The organism is Legionella sp. PC1000, from assembly GCF_014109805.1.
GTDB classification, from domain to species: domain Bacteria; phylum Pseudomonadota; class Gammaproteobacteria; order Legionellales; family Legionellaceae; genus Legionella; species Legionella resiliens.
Window position 1 is genome coordinate 838,840 of sequence record NZ_CP059400.1, and the last position, 21,637, is coordinate 860,476.

The window sequence follows — 21,637 nt, forward strand, 5'->3', positions numbered from 1 at the left end:
GTTAAATATAATATAGAACAATAATTAATCACTTTGTTGTTGAGTTACAGTATTAAGCCCCTAAGAAAGGCTTAATGATAAGAAAAATGAGGGTAAATTCCAAATGTATCTTGATTCCAACCAAATTGTATTCTCACCGTCAGATCTGACTCAGTTTATGGAAAGCCCCTTTGCATCATGGATGGAACATCTTGCAATAACTCATCCAAACTTAGTGCCTACTCCTGATGAAAGTGATGAATTGTTGAGTGTTTTGCATGACATGGGAAATCAACATGAATCAGAAGTATTAACTGCATTTGAAGCTAGAGGATTAACGATTGCTAATTTGCGCAAGCGGACTGATTCATATCAAGCAACTATTGATGCTATGAAAAATGGGGTAGATGTAATTTACCAGGCGCATTTGGAATTGTTACCGTTTAGAGGGTACGCCGATTTTTTGATTAAAGTCCAAGGTAAAAGTATTTTTGGAGATTATTGCTATGAAATTTGGGATACTAAATTAGCCAAGTCCGTTAAGACTTATTTTCTGGTGCAATTATGTTGTTATGCTGAAATGCTTGCTGTAATGCAACAAACAACTGCCGAGCATATCACTATTGTTTTGGGTAATAAGGAACAAAAACGATTCAGGGTTAATGATTATTTTTATTTCTACCAAAATCTTAAGCACAAATTTTTGTCTCTGCACCAAGAATTCGATCCCGTTAAATGTCTTGATCCGGCCTCATCAAAAAGTTGGGGAAGATGGAGCATACATGCTGAGAATCTACTATTGGAAGCAGACCATCTGATTCAGGTTGCTACCATTACTTCTGGACAAATCAAGAAATTGAATAAAGCAGGTATCGATACCATGACTGCTTTAGCTAACGCTAATAATAAAAATGTAAAAGGAATAAAACCTGAACTATTTGAGCGGCTAAAAGCTCAGGCCAAAATTCAAAAAGAGAGCATTGGAAAAGATATTCCTGCTTATCAGTTAATTGATAATGAAAATGGAAAAAAACAGGGATTGGCTTTGCTACCACCTAAATCAAAAAATGATATCTTTTTTGATATCGAAGGGTTTCCTTTAGAAGATGGAGGTTTGGAATATCTTTGGGGCGTAACTTATTTTGATGATAATAGTCAGCGTCAATACATGGATTTTTGGGCACATAATAAAGATCAGGAAAAAGAAAGTTTCAGAGCATTTATTGAATGGACTTACCAACGATGGCAGCAAGATCCATCCATGCACATATATCATTATGCAAGCTATGAAATTACTGCTTGCCGTAAACTAATAAGCAGATATGGCGTGTGTGAGTATGAAGTTGATCAGTTATTACGTAACGAAGTATTTGTTGATTTATACAAAATCGTAAAAGGCGCGCTATTAATAGGAGAGCCGCGTTACTCAATTAAAAATGTTGAGCATTTATACCGCTCCAAACGAGATACAGAGGTAGGCTCTGGTGGAGATTCAGTAGTTGTTTATGAACGATGGCGAGAAAATCCTGATGGTAATACTTGGCAAACGTCAAAGGTATTAAATGATATTCGCACTTACAATATTGATGATTGTAACTCTACCCAGGAATTGGTTACCTGGTTAAGAGAAAAGCAGGAATCCAGTGGCATTTGTTTCCTTGGCAAAACAGAATTAGTTGAGCCTGAGATTAAAGAAGAAATTAACGAACGCATTAAACTTCGTGACAACTTGCTTGAACAAGCTTCACAATTGAAAGGTGAGGATCAGGAACAATTATCAAAAATTAATTCTGTTATGGCTTGGTCAATTGAATTTCATAGACGTGAGTCAAAACCCGTTTTTTGGAGGATGTTTGATCGGTTAGGATTAAGTGAGGAAGAATTACTTGAGGATATTGATTGCTTGGCCTATTGTCAGCGAACTGACAAATCGCCGTATAAGCCAACGCCTAAAGCCCGCAACTTAGTCTATGAATATTCGTTTGATCCAGATCAGGAATTCAAAGGTAATGCAAAAGAGTATTACTTGTTAGGCTGTGAGACACCAGATGGTAAAAACATAAAAGCTGCTTGCCACGCGGAAGGCAGTGATCTGGAGAATGGAATTATTGCACTGCAAATAAAAAGTGAACCTGATAGCCCTATTACCTTAATTCCAAACGAATATGTTAATCCTGATCCAATACCTCAAGCTATTACAAAACAGGCAGAGGCATTTGCAAAAGGAGCACTAACTCATACTGTTATAATTGATTTTTTGGGTAAATCTATCCCAAGAATTAAAGGACATATGTCCGGTCAAGCAATAGCCCCCAGCCATGATCCAAATCAACGATTGAATGAAATTATTGAGGCAGTTACTAATTTGAATAATAGCTATCTGACTATTCAAGGCCCACCAGGTGCTGGCAAGACATATACAGGTAAGCATTTGATTGCTGAACTGATTAAAAAAGGTAAAAAGATAGGCATATCTTCCAATAGCCACAAAGCCATCAATAATTTATTAATTAACACTGCCCAATATTGCCATAAAGAAGGAATTACAGGACATTTTGCTTGTACACGCAATACTGACTCTGCCATTGACGATTTGAAGATTAGTGTGCTGGAAAATAAAGATATTGCTGGTTTTGTGCAAGCAGGCCGTGTCGTAGGAACAACTGCTTGGGGCTTTTCCAGAGATGACCTTGAAAATGGGTTTGATTATCTTTTTATCGATGAGGCAGGGCAAGTTAGTGTTGCAAATTTAATTGCTATGAGCAGAGCAACAGCCAATATCATCTTGATGGGTGACCAGATGCAATTGGGTCAACCTTCTCAAGGTAGCCATCCAGAGGACAGCGGATTATCCATTCTCGATTACCTGTTACATTCGACCCCAACTATCCCTGATTCAATGGGCGTATTTTTGGGAACAACCTATCGAATGCACTCGGCAGTCAATCAATTTATAAGTGAGGCAGTATATGAGGGTAAACTTGAAACCGCTCCAGAAAATGATGAGCAATTGATAACTATCCCTATTGGTTATAATGGTATTTTAAACAAGGAGGCTGGAATAATAACTGTACCAGTTATGCATGAAGGCAATACACAAGCCAGTGATGAAGAAGTTGAGAAAATTGTTTCTTTAGTTCATGAATTATTGGGGCGGACTTTTAATACCAAAAATGGTAAACAAAGAACAATTGATTGGGAAGATATTCTTTTTGTTGCTCCATACAATTATCAGGTTAATAAATTGAAAAAAGCCCTTGGAGATAAAGCCAGAGTAGGCAGTGTTGACAAATTCCAGGGACAAGAAGCGCCAGTTGTATTTTTAAGCATGTGTGCAAGCAGTGCTAATGAGTCTCCCAGAGGGTTAAATTTTCTATTTGATAAGAATCGCATTAATGTTGCAGTATCAAGGGCACAATGTATGGCAGTTATTGTTTATTCTCCAGCATTGTTAGATTCTGTACCAAATAACATCGAACAAATCACTATGATGAATTTATTTTGCCAATTAGTGAAAGACTGATACTTTGTTTGATTGCAATGAAAACAAGTTATGAAATAAATAACCATTTTGTGGTTTTGTATAGATCATGGTGTAAAAAATGTCACCTCAACTTAATTGCCTTGATGAGATAATAAATCTATAATCGGAATCTGTTATACAAGGTAATTAATAAGGAGATGTTATGAAAGTATATTATTCTAATAGAATTGATGCCGATGAAGATAAGGACGAATATATGCCTTGGTTATCAATGGAGATATAAGTATCTCCTTTGATGGTTTTATATTGATATGAAATTAGTTTTAAACAATGATGTTTTTGCAGTAATTGATGACTTCTTAGAGCTATCAGCTTTTGAAAAAATTTGGAATTTTATTCAAACTGAAAAATTCAAGTTTGTTCATACTTCTAAATGGGTAAATGCTTTTAGTCTTGAGGATGGCTCCCCTTTATGGGGTGGTGTTACTATTTCTCACCCTAGACCTGAGTCTTGCACTACAGAGCAAATTTACCCTACAAACACAACAATTGATTTATTTATAGAGGAATTAATTGCAGGATCCACTGACTATTCTCATTTAATAGGTTTCAAAGATAAAGATTGGGATTTTTTCTATGCTAGATCCTATTTGTATCCAAGAGGGGCAGGACTATCTTGGCATACAGATGGTAAGTACAAAATATCAGGTGCATATGTATATTACTGCCACCCCACTTGGGACATAAATTGGGGAGCTGAATTATTAATTAATCCTACACCCCAACTAGATTTTGATTATCCTGAAGTGACGTTGATTGATGATAAGAAGAAAAAAGTAGGGTTCCATCTTACTAGTTCTGAGTTGAATAAGTTTGCTGCTGATGGAATAGGCTATTATATTGTACCTAAACCTAATAGGTTGGTTATTTTTAAAAATAATATTTTGCACTGTATAAAAAAAGTAGAGAATGCAGCAGGAAATCATGTAAGGGCATCGATAACCGGGTTTTTTATGAGTAATGATAAAATAAATGAAGCGAAAGAGGCTGAGCAAGAACATTCAAGCTTATAATTATTAGTTTTAGTCCCGCCAAATTATAGATGACTCCCAATCTTAATATGCTTGGAATTAAAAAATGAATTTAGTGCACGAAATCTCCCCTAGTCAGGCTCAAGAAAAAGTAAATTTTGTTATTTTGGTACCCAATACTAAAGAAGTTACTTTATATAACTTTATACTTAGGGAGGAAGAAGTTCCTTATAATGAACAACCAAGTCATTATCAATTTAAAAAATGGTCTGCTTGGTGTTCTGCTCATTTTTCCTCTTATTACTTCTTGGTGAAATATAAAAATGCTCTCTTAAGATGTAAGCAATTTTTGTATGACTTTGGACCTTTATCAACATTAGATCACGCTGCTTTATACGATCATTGGGTTTGGGAAATGAACCCCCACGTTTTGAATCAGGAAAGTATTTGTTGGATTGGTTATGATTATTCGAAATCGAAAACGTTAAGTTTTTTATCCCATGGGACTAATATTGAACTTCGTCTACTTGAAGGAAATTTAAAGGATGAGGAGTTCTTAGAACTTTGTAAATTTTTTTCTCCTCTTTCATCATCAAGTGAAATCTTAGAAAAGAGCTTTTTTGAACTATCGTATTGGTCACGCTACAACAACTGCGTAGAAAATGCATGCATTAATAGAAATGAATATAAACCACCTTCAAGTTTATGGAATTTAAGATGGCCAATGCATAATATCCTTAGTGGAAGCAAGCCAGATCACAATCTAAAGTATTTAAACTATCTAAATTTGGATTTTATTGCCGATAGTCAAATTATTTATGGCAATAAAGATCAAATAGAAGAGATTCAACTGGTTATGTTTCCGAAGAATGGAAAGAAAAGCCAAATTGCATGGTTTCGTGTTTTTAATAAAGCCTCTTTTCCAATAAAGAAACCACCACTTTCTAGATTGCCCAATATGAATTCATTTAGTGGATACAGTAATTTTAATTTAACTGTCCTAAACCCGAAGAGTGATATGATTTCCAGCAATATATACATTGCCAGTGTTAATAATTGTTATGGGCCACATGATGCTCTTTGGTGGGATAATGAAAATGCTTATCTACTACAGCTAAGTGCTAGTGTAAATAACTCTATAGAGTTATTTAAGGAAATTTTTTGTCAACTTATGGATGACAAATGATCAATGGACTCATTCACTTTTAGTATGGATATATTAAGCTAGCACCAAAAGCTACCAGTAAAGCTCCAATCCACTGATATTGGGAAATCTTTTCACCAATAAAATAAGCAAATATTTGCGCAAATACTACTGAGGTATTACGAAGAGTAAGGGCTAGACCAGCTTCAGCATGACGCAATCCTATTAAAAATAGCAAGAAAGATAATGCGCTTATAATTCCTCCTAGAGAAGTCATTTTCCAATTGGATTTAACTTGTTCTTTGAATGTTTGTCTTTGTTTTTTCTTCATCAAAAGAAAAACACAGGGCAAAGCAATCCATAAAGCTGCAGAAAAGAGCGCTGCTGGGTTTGCACCATATACTAAAGAACGACCATAGCATAAATGATAACCAGCAATGCAGATGCCACATAGAATAGGAAATAATAGTTGTCTTGATTGATCAGGGTTAAAAGTTTTGCTTGTTAGTATCAATCCAAAAAGAACAGAGGATACACCAATGATGCTAAATAAATTTATATTTTCACCAAGGAAGCATGCTGAGATAAACCAGACAATTACCATGGCGCTTCCTCGCATAATAATGTAGGCTTTCCCAAGCGAAGACTGACTTAGACTTATAGCTAATGTGATTATATAGCCGCCTTCAAATAAACCAGAGGTTAGTGCCCATAAAAAGGAATCAGATGTTTCAAACAATGGGCCAGAGAAAAAAGGAATAAATAGAAGCGAAAATACAGTTGCAAAACTCATAATTCCCAATACTTCGTAATAGGGTGTTGAATTGCGTTTGGCAAATGTATTCCATGCTGCATGGAGTATTGCGGATAAAATTATAAATACACCAGAACCCATTTTAGTTCATTTTGAGTTAAATAATCGATTATTGTAACATTGAATCAACGGGCTATAATACTTGTTTAAAACCTAATAGAAGTTCCAAAGGGATTTTAGAGTTTAAAGTAGTAGAAAAGAAGCCCCAAAGAGGGGCTTAATAGCTTGAAAAAATATATGCCTGTCCACCAAACTCTACCGAACAATAATCACTAATAAAAAGATCCCGAGCAAAAGCCTCAAAATCAAAATAGCAGATCAAATTATCCGGTATTTGATGGGCATAACAGTCATCAAATAACTGCCTGGAAAAATCAACCTCTGAATCATAACAACCTTGATAATGCTCCTCCAACATAGTTTGTGCTTCATCTATCGAATAATCACAGAGAAGGGCTAAGCCCAGTTCCCCATGCTCTTTAATAAATGATGCGTACCCAACAATATTGCATATTGATTCGTACTCATGGATTTTGATGCTGCCGAATCCTTCATAATCGTGTATGGCGTATTCTTCAGCATTGGGTTCAGGGCTGTTATCCAGCATTTCCCAGATTTCTTCCATAATGTCATCTTCGCTTTGTGTGGCATCTATCCAAACACCATGCAGGATGGCATTGTTGTATGAGGCTAAACACGCGACGTAGATTGAAGGGGTGTCCATGGGATTATCTCCTTGTATTAAGGGAGCAATCCCACACAGGAGCTTGCTCCCGTGGTAGGGTATGATTAAAACGGAATTTCTTCTGAATCGGTTTGCAACATTTCACGCATTTGCGCCATGTGGTGCTCTGCGGTCTTGTTGCTAGATTCATCAGCAGATTTGGAGTGACTGAGTAGCTGGATATGATTGACGACGACGCTTAAGGTTTGATGTGTCTTACCTTCATTGTCAGTCCATTGATTAGAACGCAGTTTACCTTCAAGGTATACTTGTGAACCTTTCTTTAAATATTCAGCTACTTTGGTAAGTTTTCCAAAAAGCACCAGTTGATGCCATTCCACTCTGGTTTGCCATTCATCATTTTTTTTGAATGATTCATTGGTAGCCAAAGTGGCAGTGACAAAAGATTGTCCGTCTTTTCCGGTGATGCTTTTAGGATCAGCGCCGAGATTACCGATTAATTGAACGCGGTTTAAAGATGCAGTCATTGTATTCTCCTGTTATTGTTAAATGTGAGCCGCATAACAGAAAAACATCCGCATAGGCAGGTGGTTTTCTGTTATGCGGATAAGACTTAATTTGCTTCAATTAACAAGCAATTCGTTGAGTATCAAACTGTTTGACAAAGGAAATCAGGGATTCCAATTTGTGCAAACTTAACTCTGCTTGCTGAATGTCATGAGGATTGATTTGGAGTCGATGGCGACTTAAATCATTGACACAACAATTCAGTTCAAATAGCAAATGTTCAATCTCAAGATGTGCTGGTTCCTGTTGTTGCATGGTAGCTCCTTGGGATAGGGAGGATTAGCCCCAAAGGGATAATTCATCCCAATTGGGTTATGCAAAAAAGATCACCGAAACATCGGTTGATTTACCTGGTTATTAATGATGATGTGCTCGAAGCACTCCTCGGGCGCAAAGCCGTAAAGACAACTCCTGATGGGGTTTCCCTGCTAAACACTTTGCCATGGAATTAGGGAACAAGATGGCATATCACAAGACCTATAGGTTTCGTCAGAATTGCGCTGACTCATCAGTTGTGTTGCTTTCAGATTATCAAGCTAGTACTCGAAAGCAAGGATTTTTTCTTGTTGATATTAAATGAGCTCAATTGAAAGCATGGTATAATTTTCTCCAATTCAGTGTTAATTCATAATAGAAGTAATCAAGTGTTAAATCACATTGGTTTAGATGTAAGTAATGTGTAGCACTGGAGGAAATTATGAAAACCAAAATAGTTAACTTTCTTGATGAAGAACATAAAATAAACCTATTATCCCTATATCCCTATATCCCTATATCCCTATATCCCTATATCATGATACATGGTGGTCTAGTGATCGAACTAATGAAAAATTGAAAATATTTATTTTAATAAGGCCAATCGATATTTTCCAATTTCTTGAAAGCCAAGGGCTTTATAAGCGCGTATAGCAGAATTATCATTGGTGAACAAAATAGCTCTTTTGACTTTCTTCATAGCAGCTTGCTTTAAACAAAGATACACAGCGGCCCTGGCAAAACCTTTATTTCTTAAAGAGGGAGGGGTATATACCGGACCTAGCTGCACAATATCAGGTAAATGGGCATTGAATCCACACAGTGAAAGGGGTGCATTATTTACAAATAAAACCCAACGATTTTGACTAAGCTGTTTATCTTGAATTTCATTAATAATGGATTCTTCAAGTTTGGGATTGTTAGCATCGTCTCCAAGTGCTTCTATATGATAGGCGATAAGCCATTCTTTGATGACATCCATTTCACAATCCTGCACTGGTTTGAGTGTGCAGCTATATGAATGAATTACTTGAGGTGTAATCATTTTTTCAAGATTAAGTGAGAATAATTTTTCCTGATAATTAATAGCGAATAGGGATGATTGTAAGTCCAGCTTATCAATGACAACATTGGCTTGAGAGTCTTCACCTAGTATTCCGGCAATTAACCTTGTCCTTTTAAGTTTAAATTTTTCAACTAATGCTGATAACGCAGTAAAATTTTCAGCCTGCATCATCACATTACCATTCCAATAATGAGCTAAAACTCCATTAAGTTGGTTGTTCTCGAAGGAACCATAATACTCTCCGTGAAATGGCTCATCTTGGTAAGTTATACCTGAGTAATACAAATTGTTCCTAATGAACATAGTCGTTTCTTGATAATGATTGAGATAGGATGACAGTTCATCTATATACAATTCGTCTAGCTTTTTTATCACAATCATTTTTTCCTCGGTAAGATGAATATTTTTAATGCACTTTTAAGACATATGCTAAGATAGCCCAATATTGGTTGTTATTAAATACAAAACATAGCATATGATTACCTTACTCCCTCATAATCCTGCGTGGATAGCAGCATTTAGCATTGAAAAACAACAGTTATTGCAATTGGGTATCAAGAATATAACCCAAGTTGAGCATATTGGCAGTACAGCTATTTCTGGCATTTATGCAAAACCAGTGATTGATATTTTAATTGGTGTTAAGTCTTTGAGTGAATTTACTTCTGAGGATATCCAAAAAATTGAATCCTTGGGTTATCGGTATAATCAAGTTTTTGAAACAGTTTTTCCACACCGGCGTTATTTCCAAAAAGATAATGAATATGGTGAGCGCACGCATCAGATTCATTTAGTTAATTATCCATCTTCTTGGTATGCGAAGCATCTGTTGTTTCGCGATTATTTGCGCGTTTACCCCGGTATTGCTAAAGAGTATGAAGCACTTAAGCTCAATTTGAGCAAAATCCATGACAATACGATTGAATATGCCAATGCCAAGAGTGAATTGTGTCAGGCTATTGGTAAGAAAGCTTTTTTGCATTTTGGAGTTAATAAACCAATCATAGAAACCTCTCGGCTTATTGCATTTATTCCCCAAGTAGCTTGTCACGAAGACTATGCAATAATGCTTTCAAATCTTGAGTTTATTCAATGTTATGGTGTTTCATACAATGAAGGCCAGGCTTTAAATCGTTTGGAATCGGATATGACGCATTACAATCAATATGGTTTTGCTCCCTGGATGTGGTATGACAAGGAAACCCATGGCTTTGTTGGGAGAGCTGGATTAAAGACATTTGTATTAAATGAAAAAGAAGAAGTTGAGTTAACTTATCAAATAGCCCAAATCTACTGGGGAAAAGGTTTAGCGTTTGAAATGGGGCAAGCATCATTGGATTATGCTGAAAAGCATTTAAATTTGGCCAGTACTATTTGTTTTACAGCACACAGTAATTATTCATCATTGCGAGTTATGGAAAAATTAGGTTTTAAATTTGAGTTTGATTTTGAGCATGCTGGAATCACGCACAAGTTGCATCGAAAATCTACAATAAAGAAGCAATAGAGGCCGCCTTAATGGATAAAGTCAAAATTAACATTCACTTAGTCGAAAAACTGATTACTGAGCAATTTCCACAATGGCAATCACTGACTATTCATCCAGTTGCTCAAAGTGGTTGGGATAATCGAACGTTTCACTTAGGTGAGGAAATGGTGATTCGTTTGCCTAGCGATAAGCAGTATGAGCCACAAATAGAAAAAGAATATCAATGGTTGCCATGGCTCTCCAAACAGCTCTCATTTCAAATCACGCAACCTATTGCACTAGGAAAACCATCACCAGCTTATCCATGGCATTGGAGTATCAATCGCTGGATTGAAGGGGAATCTGCTTCAAGACAGAATATTCATGATATAAAGTGTTTTGCGGAAACATTGGGTAACTGTTTAAACGAACTTCAATCTTTAGATGCTACAGGTGGGCCTCAGGCTGGTGCACATAATTTTTATCGGGGAGGTTCATTGAAGGCCTATGATCATGAAATGCGACTTGCAATTCCTAAAATTAAAAACGCTCATGAACAAAGTCTTGCAGTATCATTATGGCAAGATGCACTTTCTTCTGAATGGCGCTTGAGTCCTGTTTGGGTTCACGGAGATATAGCGGTTGGAAATATTTTGGTACATAGTGGAAGATTGCAAGCGATTATAGATTTTGGCCAGATTGCTATAGGCGATCCAGCATGTGATTTGGTGATAGCATGGAATTTTTTTTCCAGTGAAGAACGGGGTGTGTTTAAAAATGCAGTTCAACTGGATAATGATACCTGGATACGAGCTTTAGGATGGGCATTTTGGAAAACCTTATGTTGGCCAATTAAAGGCACTGATGTAAAAGAGGTTTTGCATGAAATTTATAAGGATTATAATGCGCTTAAATAAACATGCCGGAAGTATTCAATGATTAAGGTTTGGGAATATAAATGCAGCGTTGGCATTATAAATATTCGTGAATAACAGAAGTACAAGTCAAAGTTTTATCCCAACTATTTGAGTTTAATCAATTATGAACATGAATAATGAGAACAGATTTCATTTTAAACCAGTGAGTAAAACACAAGAAAACCTTGTTCTTGATTGGATTAGTCAGCCACATATTAATGAATGGCTTCATGGAGATGGTTTAAGTAATACAATAAAAGACATTCATGAATTTTTGAACGATGGGGAACCGTGGGCTACTCATTGGATAGCCTATGATAATGAAATCCCCTTCGCTTATTTAATTACTTCTGAAATAGAGAAATCAGAAGAATATCCTGATGGTGCAGTTACACTAGATTTATTCATTTGCAGATTGGATTATATCGGTAAGGGATTGTCCGTAAAGATGATTCATGAATTTATCTTAAGTCAATTTTCTGATGCCAAAATAGTGCTTATAGATCCTGAGATCGCTAATGAGCGTGCGGTTCATGTTTATAAAAAAGCTGGTTTTGAAATCATTGGGGAATTTATAGCTTCATGGCATCCTGTGCCACACTATAAAATGCAATTGTGTATTGAAATGCTAAAAACAAAAGGGGTCAGCCTAAGTAGACCCTGACTATAGCGATACGAGAATGGCCCATCTCAAGGCTTATAATTTCCCGGGCTTTGCGATCTATTTCTTTTTGATTTTCAGGTAAATGTTTCGATGGGATGCCTCCTTCAATAGGGCATTTAAATGGTTTATTGTCTGGAGATAATTGACTGGTGAGTTCATGATAACGCCTTTGGGCATAGGCGTGGCGTAAGCCATGGCAGTTTTTTAATCCCATCTTTTCTGTCTCAGTTTGGTATCGTCTTAGATGCTGTTTATAGGTTTTACCTTTGGGGATTAATGATTGATTGTGTGGAATTTGACGAAAGGCTTTCTCTAACCATTGTCTTTGTTCATTACTAATAATATCAAGAGTTCTCCCTATACCGCCTTTGGTCCAGCTGGGCTTGATGACTAAATGATTTCCTTGCCAGGCTTCACTAATGACCAGTTTCATTGATTCTTCACGCCGCAGACCAAAAAGATACTGCGCTTCTAGCGATAAGCGTATCATTGGGTCATTGCATTTGGAAAAATCGACATCTTTAATGGCTTTATTATAGGTTGGAGCATAACTGCGCCGACTAATTTGATAATGATCATTGCTTGGTTTGACGAGCTCTGGTTTATTTAGTAGGACGGACACCTTCCGTAATTTAGCCATGTAATTTTTGATGGTGGCAGGGTTTTTACCCTGATTTTTCCAGTGCTCAACTAAGACATGAATATGTTTGGGTTTTAAACCTTTGATATGCGCGACCATTAACCCATGTTCGTGCAGATCTTTAATACAACGATTAAGAATATGACGCATGTCTGCCTTGCTGGCGTAGGAGTATCCTTTGAGATCCTTTAGACATCCATTTATCGAATAAAGTGCGTTTTTTAGTTTTGATTTACTCATGCAGGTATGACCATAGTGTGTTTCGAGATTTAATGCCCATTTCATCGTGTAGGAGCAAGTAGGTTTGGTAGTTACCTAGAAGTGGCAGCAGATATTCATACATTTGCTTGGCATAAAGATAACGCCAGGATTTTTTTGCTGGTAAGTCATGTTTTGCAAGGGTATTGTGCCAATCTGACCGGATTTGTTTATAGCCCAAAAAGTGTATCAGGCTGATACCATTAGTTAGTTGGTTTAAATCAGACAGAATTTGTTTTTGCACTTCATTTCTGATGGGAATCATCCTGTCAGCAGAGTTAAATGCGATATCACGGGTAATCCAGAGTTTTTGTTCTTTGATATGGATACCGGGTTTGATGTGGAATGTTTCACTAAAAGTTAATCCGAATTGTGTTTGCAATGCCATGATTAATTGAGAGGTACTATCAGTGAATGATTCCCAGATATTGGGCTTCCAGTCTAAGCGTTGGCCTGATAGTCTTTGACGGTTTAATTGCAATGATTTGTTATCTATATTAGGTATTGGGCAATCGATACTCTGTAAATAGTTTCTAATGATGGTCATGTGACGCATGATGGTTGCATCTTTCAGATGGTATTTTCTCCAATGCTCAACCAGTTTTTTGATATGCTCTTGTTCCAAGTTATTCCATGATTTAGGTACATCACCAATACGAAATAAATCATCTATCATTTTTTGAATGACGTAAGCCCGTTGTTTTCTCTCTCTGTAGCTGCCGTTATTATCAAGTTGTAAATAACGGTTGGCTGTTTGTCGTAAGGAATATTTTCTCATCGTCCAATCCGAAAATTCATTTGCCCTGTCTCTGGTTTAGTGTTGGTCGAGCGGCTCACTCAAAGATGAAACCCGGCAAAAGCCGTAAGCTCGAAGTAGGGGGGCAAAACAATCGTTATATGGCAAACGATCTCGCCTGTTTACAGCAGTTTTTTGTGTCGGTGTTTTCTCCTTATTAGTTGATTAATAAAAATGACAAGACAATGGGCCTTATCACAAGTCCATGGTCAAATTGAAATAAATTGACTTAAACTCCCGAGGGAGTTGCCCTGCCGGATGACAGAGATTCCTAGATGGTTTTCCCGACTAAACGTCCAGCCACAGAGTTAGGGAATGAAGTGGCGTTGCATAAGACGTCAGAAGACGTTTCGCCGGAATCGCACCAGCTCATCAGTTATGCTTTATTTAAAACTATCAAAGCGGTGCTTGCTGCGCAAGGGTTTAAGGAGAAGAATTTTGTCCTGACGCGTGAATCGCGCCAGGACAAAATGACTGAATGTGTTGATTTTACTGGGTAAAATCAAGGTTGGTTTTCTGCGTCACTGCACATTTTTGCAGTGACGCAGAACAGAGGAGTAGAATACGATGCATTAATGATTGGGTTATATATTGTCAAAGGATACTCTGAATCAGACTTACGTTCATTGCCCCTCAAAAATTTGTTTTGTGTAGTCTAAACTTGGAGGGATTATATGTACGCAGAAGAAGGATTAATATTAACTTTATAGAACTGGGGCACATGAAAATTTTTATTGGAATATCAAAAAAATAAGGGGGCATGACTCGCATGAAGCATATCAGACTGTCTAAAATAGAAAAAATGAGCCTTTTTAAGGTTATTCTTACTGTTATTTTTTTCTTCACAGAAATAAACGCCTATGCAGGCATGGAATCCTATCATATTAAATATCATAAAGATTCCAAAATAAAAAATGTATCTTTATCCAATATCGAGATATTAATAGAGTTCCATCGTAATGGAAATTCAATTGGGAGAATTACTACAAAAACAAGTAATACTCAAGATATTAAAATAGATAACACCTATGGAAAAAATTTGATTATTCATATCCTATCAATGAATATAGATGGAAAAAGGATAAGATGCTGGGGTGTATCAACACGTAAAATAAATACCATTGAGATTCAGTGTGATAAAGTTGTTTCATTGAAAAAGATGGAAGAAGAAACTAAGCCCTCTGATTCAATTAATTGAGAAAGGGATGCGACAAGCAATAATTCTCCTCAGTTCTTTTGATTATGTCTTTTGGTTTTAAAACCCCATGACTTAGAAAGAATAAAAAAATCCAGGATTGCTGAGCTAAAATACTGACTATTGACACAGAGAATCATGTAGCATGACACTATAAAGCACTAAAATCATCAGGGAAAAAACCAAAATGACAAATAAAATTCGCGGTAAAGTAAAATGGTTTAATGAAGGCAAGGGCTTTGGCTTTATTGAAAGTAGTGGCAAGGATTATTTTGTCCATTTCAGTGCCATACAAAGTAGCGGTTTTAAAACCCTTCCCGAAGGGGCAACCGTTCTGTTTAAAGTAGGCAAAGGACAAAAAGGGCCGCAAGCAGAGGACGTTGAACTCGTTAAATAATTAAATAACCAAATCAAGGAGGAAGGAAGGTGAATAAACGAATTGCTTTAGTAACGGGAGGAACTGGTGGCATTGGAACAGCCATATGTCAAGAAATGCAAAACCTCAATTATCAAGTGATTGCTTGCTACTTCAAACATGGCCATCACGAATTAGCAAGAGAATGGCAGAAAAAACAATCCACGCAAGGATTTGATATCGACATTGCCTATGCGGATATTTCTTCCTTCAATGATTGTGAAAAATTAACGGATTTGGTGATAGAGAAGTACGGCAAAATTGACGTTCTAGTTAATAATGCAGGCATTACCCATGATACCAGCTTGAAAAAAATGACACCGGAACAATGGCAAGAAGTCATTAATGCTAATTTAAATAGCGTTTTTAATATGACGAAAACCGCATTATCCAACATGCTGGATAATGGTTATGGGCGTATTATCACGATTTCTTCAGTTAATGGACGCAGAGGTCAATTTGGGCAATGTAATTATGCTGCCAGTAAATCAGCACTCTACGGATTCACCAAAAGTCTCGCGCAAGAAGTCGCAAAGAAAGGGATCACGGTGAATACGGTCTCCCCTGGTTATATTAAAACGGAGATGCTCGCCTCCATGAGAGATGATATTTTAGAAGCAATCGTTGCCCAAATTCCAGTTGGACGAATAGGGCAGCCTGAAGAAATTGCTCGGGTCGTCGCTTTTCTTGCTGATGAACAAAGTGGCTTTATCACGGGTGCTAATTTTGATATCAATGGCGGGCAATACATGTAAATAACTAAGCGTCAATTTGGAGTTACTTTTGGTTTATTAGGCCTTGATATTATAACCGCCATCCACATAAAGGATCTGACCGGTAATGGAGGCGGCTTTATTGGATACCAAAAAAGAGGCTGTTTCACCAATGTCCTCTATTGTAACCAGCTGATGCAAGGGCGCTTCCTTTGCCGCCTGTTCCATCAGCTTATCAAAATCAGCTAAACCTGAGGCCGCACGAGTGCTTATTGGCCCTGGAGAAATGGCATTGACTCGAATCTTTTTACTGCCAAGTTCCATGGCGAGATAGCGCACAGAGGTTTCTAAAGCCGCTTTAACAGGTCCCATGAGATTGTAATTTTTAACCACTTTTTCAGCACCATAATAACTCATGGTCATAATACTCCCTCCATCGACCATCAGTGGTTCAGCGGCTTTTGCCAATCGGATGAGCGAATGACAAGAAATATCCATCGCCATCATGAAGCCATCTTTCGAGCAATCGACAACACGACCTTGTAAATCAGTTTTTGGTGCAAAGGCAATCGCATGGATAACAAAATCAAGACGACCCCAGCAGTCTTTTATTTTCTGAAATAGGGCATCAAATTGTTCCTTATCCGTCACGTCCAAAGGCATAACAATAGGAGATGACACTTTTTCAGCCAAAGGCTGTACATAACCCTTGGTTTTCTCATTTTGATAAGTGATGGCTAGTTCAGCACCCGCTTCATGTAATACTTTGGCACAACCCCAAGCGATGGAGTGCTCATTGGCAATTCCAACAATCAATCCTTTTTTATTCTCCATCAGCTTTTACTCCCGTTTGACGTTCAAGAAGTGACATGGCATGAATTGCCATCATGCGTTCTTCATTGGCTGCAACAACCCGTGTTTCAAAAGGCTTAAGAAATGTCACATGACGCAAGATAGTGCTTCGCACAAAGGCTGAGTTCTCACCAATACCGCCCGTAAACACGATGGCATCCACCCCACCTAGGGTTACTGCCATCATCCCCATGAATTGGGCAGCTTTAAGACAGAAATACTCTAATGCAAATTGAGCCTTTGCATCTTTGCTGTCTTGCAAGGTTTTGACATCATTGCTTAGGCTCGATAAACCAAGAAGCCCTGATTCATTGTAAAGAAGGGACTCAATCTCATTGATAGACAAACCTAGATTACGCATCATAAACGTCACAGCTCCGGCATCTAGACTCCCACAACGAGTTCCCATGGGTAATCCATCCAGGGCTGTCATGCCCATCGTCGTATCAACGCTTATTCCACGGTGTATGGCACACAAACTCGCTCCATTGCCAAGATGGGCTGCAATAAGCCGTCCCTCAGTCAATGACGGCTCATATCGCCGCAAGGTGTGAACAATCCATTCATACGATAATCCATGAAACCCATAACGACGAACACCTTGTTCCCTTATCTTTTGTGGCAATGCATACTCGGTGAACAAAGCCTTATGATGGGCATGAAACGCTGTATCAAAACAAGCAATTTGAAGTACCTCTGGTTTCAGAGTACCGATGAACTCAATGGCTTTGAGATTATGGGGTTGGTGTAAAGGAGCCAATGGGGCTAATGCCCATAATTTCTGCATGACGTGTGGATTGATTAGCACACTGCTTTTAAAGAGGGTTCCACCATGCACAATGCGATGAGCAACTGCAGTCATCTGCCACTGTTCACTCCACTCCTCAAGCCAATCCAAAATACGGCGTAAAGCCTCTTCGTGCGAGCAATTATCAGAAAGTATTTTTTTGTCAGCCAGCTTATTCTCCGGGTTTAGCATGGCATCGGTGGCTATAAAGGAAGGTCTCCCGCCAATATCAGTTACCTTCCCTTGAGCTAAAAGTTGCGGGTTTAATTGTCTTGAAAAAAGCTGAAATTTGACGCTGGAAGAGCCCACATTAATCACAAGAATACTGGCTGCTTTGATTGCAGTCATTTGATTCGTCCTTCCTTTCGAGCTGCCGCCAGCTTAACAGCCAGGGAACAAGAGAAAAGCCGCGTTCGAAGTGAGTCTGCTCGGCTCACCAGAATGATTGGAACACGAGCACCCAAAACAATTCCGGCAGCATCCGCATGACCTAAAAAAGTCAATTGCTTGGCCAAAATATTCCCAGACTCGATTTCAGGAACCAAAAGAATATCCGGATCGCCTGCCACGAGAGAAATAATCCCTTTTTCTTTGGCTGCCTCCTTGTTAATCGCATTATCAAAAGCCAAGGGACCGTCAAGAATGCCATCATTTATCTGTCCTCGGTCAGCCATTTTGCATAAAATAGAAGCATCAACCGTGGCTTGCATCTTAGGGTTGACGGTTTCGATGGCGGCCAGGATGGCTACTTTGGGCTTCTTGTCCTCGCCAAACAATACTCGCCAAAGATTAATGGCGTTTTGGCAAATGTCCGCTTTGTCGGTGGCAGTAGGGGCAATATTAATCGCAGCATCTGTAATGATGAGTGGTTTGTGGTAAGAAGGGATATCCATGACGTAGGCGTGACTCACACGATGTTGCGTGCGTAAGCCCGAGGCGGTGGGTACAATAGCCCCCATTAATTCATGAGTGCTTAATGAGCCTTTCATGATGGCATCAATCTCGCCGGAAGATGCCAATTCGGCAGCCTTGCTTGCTGCGGCATCGCTGTGCTCCGTATCAATCGTTTCCCACTGTGATAAATCAATACCTGCCTCTTGAGCTGCAGTCTTCATTTTGACCAAAGGGCCAATCAAAATGGGAATAATGAGCCCTGCTTTTACCGCATCGTTCACCGCTTCCATGACACTCATACTAACCGGATGCACAATGGCCGTGCGAACAGCACCTATACAGCGACACGCTTTGATTATCGCCTCGAAGCGATCGTGGTTATGTATTTCTATAGACGGTAAATGAGTCCGTGCAACCCGTACTTTTTTCGTTGGCGCAAGCACGGTTGCCAAGCCCTCGATGACCGTTTCCCCGTGCTGATTCACACCCTTGCAATTAAAAATCACACGGGGCTTATTCGCACCCTTATCCTTGACGATGATGGTGATGGTGATCGTGTCCCCTAAACGCACTGGCTTTTTAAATTGAATGTCCTGTTTAAGATAAATGGTGCCTGGACCAGGTATAACAGTACCAAGAAGTGTTGAAATCAGCGAGCCAGACCACATGCCATGACCCACAATACCATGAAAAATATCGCTTTGGGCAAACACCGGATCCATATGAGCAGGATTCACATCGCCTGACATGGCAGCAAATAAATTGATGTCGTCTTGAGTGAGTGTTTTACTTAGACTCGCTTGACGGCCCACCGTAAGCTCATCAAAAGTCACATTCTCAAGAAACTCCTTGTCCATTTTTCTTCCCTTTTATTTCTGCAGTACATAAGTACCTGGTGCAGCGGGTAGTGAGGTATTCATGACCAGTGGAGGGACGCGTTTTTTAGCCGATTGCTGCACTAACCAATCATGCCATTCTTGCCACCAGGAGCCTTCTTGTTGTTTTGCGATCGCAAGCCAACTCGCAGGATTGAGGTAAGCATCACCTTTCTTGCTCTCATGAACACGATAAGAGCGCCCAGGATGACCTGGTTCACTCACAATCCCTGCATTATGTCCGCCGCCGGTAAGAACGAAGGTAATATCACCCTTCGTCATCAGGTGAATTTTATAAACAGACTGCCAAGGCGCTACGTGATCTTTTTCGGTACTGACTGCAAAAAGTGGCAACTGAATGTTTTCAGCAGCCACTGGTTTTCCTTCCACGGTATAACGGCCTTCTGCAAAATCATTGTTTAAAAACAGTTTTTCAAGGTATTCGCTGTGCATTTTATAAGGCATTCGGGTGGCATCCGCATTCCAAGCGGTTAAATCAATCATCCCACGCCGCATCCCGTGCATGTAGTCTTGAACCATTTTGGACCAAATTAAATCGTAGGCACGCAACATTTGAAAGGAACCGGCCATTTGTTTGGTATCAAGATACCCTTGTTCTCCCATCATGTTTTTAAGGAAAGCCACTTGGCTTTTAGTAACAAAAAGCATTAATTCCCCGGCTTCAGTAAAATCCCCTTGGGCTGCAAGAAGGGTGAGGCTATTTAAGCGTTCATCCTTATCTCTACTCATCGCGGCCGCCGTAATCATGGCTAGTGTGCCACCTAAACAATAGCCCATCAGATTAATTTTTGTTTGAGGCAGAATGGCTGATACCGCATCAATCGCAGCCATGGCGCCTTGGCGATAATAATCATCCATTCCTAAATTACGATCCTCTTTATCTGGATTGCGCCAGGAGATGATGAACACGGTATGCCCTTGTCTAACAAGCCACTTTACCAAGGAGTTATGGGGGGATAAATCGAGAATATAGTATTTCATAATCCAGGCAGGGAGAACCAGTATGGGCTCTTTATACACGGTTTTAGTCTGAGCTTCGTATTGAATCAATTCGATTAAATGATTTTGAAATATTACCCGTCCTGGGGTAATCGCCACTTGTTTGCCAGGGATAAAATGTTCAGAGCCTGTAGGAGGTGCGCCTGTTAGCTTTTCGAACCAGTCTTCCATAGCGATTTGGCTGCCTTGAATGAGATTAAGTCCCCCAGTGCGAATGGCTTCATGGAATAAATCAGGGTTAGACCAAACACAATTGGAAGGCGATAGGGCATCGAGGAATTGTCGTGCCCAGAACGAAACGGTATGCTCCACCTGGTCGGGTAATCCTGGCACATGGGTTGTGGCGTGTCGCCACCAATCCTCCACCTGCAAAAATCCTTCTGCATATAAACGCCAAGGCATAGGCTGCCAACTGTCTTTTTTGAAACGTACGTCTTTGCCACCGGCAGCACGCTCAACACAAATGATGTTATTAATGCAATCATTAGCATGAAAAACAGGATAAAAGGCCAGTTCCCATAATACTTCTGGGGATTGTGCTAATTGCCAAAGCCAAGTGGAGTAGGAAGAGCCTATCGCTGCAGGACTTATCCCCGCAGTCCATTTAGCAAGGTTTGCTTGAAATAACTGACCGAAAAAAGCAAAGGCATTATCTGTAGTATCTGCATCATCGGGTACACAGCAAGAGTCTATATGTTCTGAAGATTCTTCCTGCTTAGTTAATATAATGTTCTTGGGGCAGCATTCCTTTTCTAGTCCGTTCATCACCGATATCCCTGGTATTAAGCTATAGAATCAATAAAATATAGTAAATCATAGCATAAAATTTAACCTGTCATTCCATTTTCAAAGAGTTCTAACGCCATTTTATTACCAAAAAGGTGGTTTATGGTGTTCAATATCTGTTGAACTGATTAATTCAAAATTATATTAAATCTAATTTATTGTGACAAAACCTTTCGGGCGTACACATAAAGATAAATGCTCCTTTTATTAATTATTCGATGATTCTAGGGGTGTGGCATAACATGCTGTACAACACGTTATATTAGTCATTTTTCATTTCAGGAGCATTGACTCAATACCTAGAGTACGCTCATCTCTTTTTCAAAAAGTGA

The 21,637-nt window shown here is 38.8% G+C and carries 21 protein-coding genes; 10 read left to right on the top strand and 11 right to left on the bottom strand.

The features are described 5' to 3' along the window. The first annotated feature begins 103 nt into the window (after nt 1-103). The 3 genes from FOLKNPGA_RS03640 (at nt 104) to FOLKNPGA_RS03650 (ending at nt 5,680) form a co-directional block, all read left to right on the top strand. Nucleotides 104-3,502, top strand: coding sequence for a TM0106 family RecB-like putative nuclease (locus FOLKNPGA_RS03640; RefSeq protein ID WP_010652795.1), 3,399 nt, complete (start codon nt 104-106; stop codon nt 3,500-3,502). 272 nt (nt 3,503-3,774) lie between these two features. Further along, entirely contained in the window at nt 3,775-4,536 is a 762-nt protein-coding gene (locus FOLKNPGA_RS03645; RefSeq protein ID WP_010652796.1) for a 2OG-Fe(II) oxygenase, read from the top strand. 64 nt (nt 4,537-4,600) lie between these two features. Beyond that, the gene (locus FOLKNPGA_RS03650) at nt 4,601-5,680 is read left to right on the top strand and encodes a hypothetical protein (RefSeq protein WP_010652797.1); all 1,080 of its coding nucleotides are present in this window, start codon (nt 4,601-4,603) and stop codon (nt 5,678-5,680) included. A gap of 19 nt (nt 5,681-5,699) precedes the next feature. Here FOLKNPGA_RS03650 and FOLKNPGA_RS03655 read toward each other — a convergent pair whose 3' ends face one another. The 5 genes from FOLKNPGA_RS03655 to FOLKNPGA_RS03675 form a co-directional block, all read right to left on the bottom strand. Next, the gene (locus FOLKNPGA_RS03655; protein ID WP_010652798.1) at nt 5,700-6,533 is read right to left on the bottom strand and encodes an EamA family transporter; all 834 of its coding nucleotides are present in this window, start codon (nt 6,531-6,533) and stop codon (nt 5,700-5,702) included. A 136-nt stretch (nt 6,534-6,669) separates the two neighbouring features. Continuing rightward, entirely contained in the window at nt 6,670-7,176 is a 507-nt protein-coding gene (locus tag FOLKNPGA_RS03660; protein ID WP_010652799.1) for an antirestriction protein ArdA, read from the bottom strand. 65 nt (nt 7,177-7,241) lie between these two features. Beyond that, entirely contained in the window at nt 7,242-7,664 is a 423-nt protein-coding gene (locus FOLKNPGA_RS03665) for a single-stranded DNA-binding protein (RefSeq protein WP_010652800.1), read from the bottom strand. Between the two features lie 100 nt (nt 7,665-7,764). Continuing rightward, nucleotides 7,765-7,959, bottom strand: coding sequence for a hypothetical protein (locus FOLKNPGA_RS03670; RefSeq protein WP_010652801.1), 195 nt, complete (start codon nt 7,957-7,959; stop codon nt 7,765-7,767). 586 nt (nt 7,960-8,545) lie between these two features. Next, on the bottom strand, nt 8,546-9,406 hold the full coding sequence (locus tag FOLKNPGA_RS03675; protein WP_010652802.1) for a GNAT family N-acetyltransferase: 861 nt from the start codon (nt 9,404-9,406) through the stop codon (nt 8,546-8,548). 94 nt (nt 9,407-9,500) lie between these two features. Here FOLKNPGA_RS03675 and FOLKNPGA_RS03680 point away from each other — a divergent pair, with 94 nt between their 5' ends. The 3 genes from FOLKNPGA_RS03680 (at nt 9,501) to FOLKNPGA_RS03690 (ending at nt 12,074) form a co-directional block, all read left to right on the top strand. Next, nucleotides 9,501-10,532 (top strand): bifunctional GrpB family protein/GNAT family N-acetyltransferase, encoded by a 1,032-nt coding sequence (locus FOLKNPGA_RS03680; protein ID WP_010652803.1) that lies wholly within the window; start codon nt 9,501-9,503, stop codon nt 10,530-10,532. Between the two features lie 11 nt (nt 10,533-10,543). Continuing rightward, nucleotides 10,544-11,410 carry an aminoglycoside phosphotransferase family protein gene (locus FOLKNPGA_RS03685; RefSeq protein ID WP_010652804.1) on the top strand — a complete coding sequence of 289 codons (867 nt, stop codon included), beginning with the start codon at nt 10,544-10,546 and terminating at the stop codon, nt 11,408-11,410. 124 nt (nt 11,411-11,534) lie between these two features. Further along, nucleotides 11,535-12,074 carry a GNAT family N-acetyltransferase gene (locus FOLKNPGA_RS03690; RefSeq protein ID WP_010652805.1) on the top strand — a complete coding sequence of 180 codons (540 nt, stop codon included), beginning with the start codon at nt 11,535-11,537 and terminating at the stop codon, nt 12,072-12,074. Here FOLKNPGA_RS03690 and FOLKNPGA_RS03695 read toward each other — a convergent pair. Further along, complete coding sequence (locus FOLKNPGA_RS03695) at nt 12,055-12,954, bottom strand: phage integrase N-terminal domain-containing protein (RefSeq protein ID WP_010652806.1); 900 nt, start codon at nt 12,952-12,954, stop codon at nt 12,055-12,057. The two genes, FOLKNPGA_RS03690 and FOLKNPGA_RS03695, sit on opposite strands and share 20 nt — an antisense overlap. Continuing rightward, nucleotides 12,947-13,750 carry a phage integrase N-terminal domain-containing protein gene (locus FOLKNPGA_RS03700; protein ID WP_010652807.1) on the bottom strand — a complete coding sequence of 268 codons (804 nt, stop codon included), beginning with the start codon at nt 13,748-13,750 and terminating at the stop codon, nt 12,947-12,949. Before FOLKNPGA_RS03700 ends, FOLKNPGA_RS03695 begins: the two co-directional genes overlap by 8 nt. Before the next feature lie 293 nt (nt 13,751-14,043). Between FOLKNPGA_RS03700 and FOLKNPGA_RS03705 the strand changes: the two genes are divergently transcribed. From FOLKNPGA_RS03705 to phbB, 4 genes are all read left to right on the top strand, one after another. Next, a complete protein-coding gene (locus FOLKNPGA_RS03705; protein WP_010652808.1) occupies nt 14,044-14,268 on the top strand; it encodes a hypothetical protein in 225 nt (74 codons plus the stop codon). A gap of 269 nt (nt 14,269-14,537) precedes the next feature. Continuing rightward, nucleotides 14,538-14,966: a hypothetical protein gene (locus tag FOLKNPGA_RS03710; RefSeq protein ID WP_010652809.1), complete on the top strand. Its 429-nt coding sequence runs from the start codon at nt 14,538-14,540 to the stop codon at nt 14,964-14,966. A gap of 184 nt (nt 14,967-15,150) precedes the next feature. After that, a complete protein-coding gene (locus tag FOLKNPGA_RS03715; protein ID WP_010652810.1) occupies nt 15,151-15,360 on the top strand; it encodes a cold-shock protein in 210 nt (69 codons plus the stop codon). Between the two features lie 29 nt (nt 15,361-15,389). Continuing rightward, nucleotides 15,390-16,133, top strand: coding sequence for an acetoacetyl-CoA reductase (gene phbB, locus FOLKNPGA_RS03720; protein ID WP_010652811.1), 744 nt, complete (start codon nt 15,390-15,392; stop codon nt 16,131-16,133). A 36-nt stretch (nt 16,134-16,169) separates the two neighbouring features. On the opposite strand, the gene fabI is transcribed toward phbB, so the two are convergent. Genes fabI through FOLKNPGA_RS03740 form a run of 4 tightly spaced genes read right to left on the bottom strand, consistent with a single transcriptional unit; the run spans nt 16,170 to nt 21,284 of the window. Next, nucleotides 16,170-16,925: an enoyl-ACP reductase FabI gene (fabI, locus tag FOLKNPGA_RS03725; protein WP_058441833.1), complete on the bottom strand. Its 756-nt coding sequence runs from the start codon at nt 16,923-16,925 to the stop codon at nt 16,170-16,172. Beyond that, the gene (locus FOLKNPGA_RS03730; protein WP_083500882.1) at nt 16,915-18,078 is read right to left on the bottom strand and encodes an acetate/propionate family kinase; all 1,164 of its coding nucleotides are present in this window, start codon (nt 18,076-18,078) and stop codon (nt 16,915-16,917) included. The genes fabI and FOLKNPGA_RS03730 overlap by 11 nt, the downstream gene beginning before the upstream one ends. Beyond that, a complete protein-coding gene (locus FOLKNPGA_RS03735) occupies nt 18,075-19,481 on the bottom strand; it encodes a bifunctional enoyl-CoA hydratase/phosphate acetyltransferase (protein ID WP_058441832.1) in 1,407 nt (468 codons plus the stop codon). Before FOLKNPGA_RS03735 ends, FOLKNPGA_RS03730 begins: the two co-directional genes overlap by 4 nt. Before the next feature lie 12 nt (nt 19,482-19,493). Continuing rightward, a complete protein-coding gene (locus FOLKNPGA_RS03740; RefSeq protein ID WP_131793441.1) occupies nt 19,494-21,284 on the bottom strand; it encodes an alpha/beta hydrolase in 1,791 nt (596 codons plus the stop codon). Nucleotides 21,285-21,637: the final 353 nt, after the last annotated feature.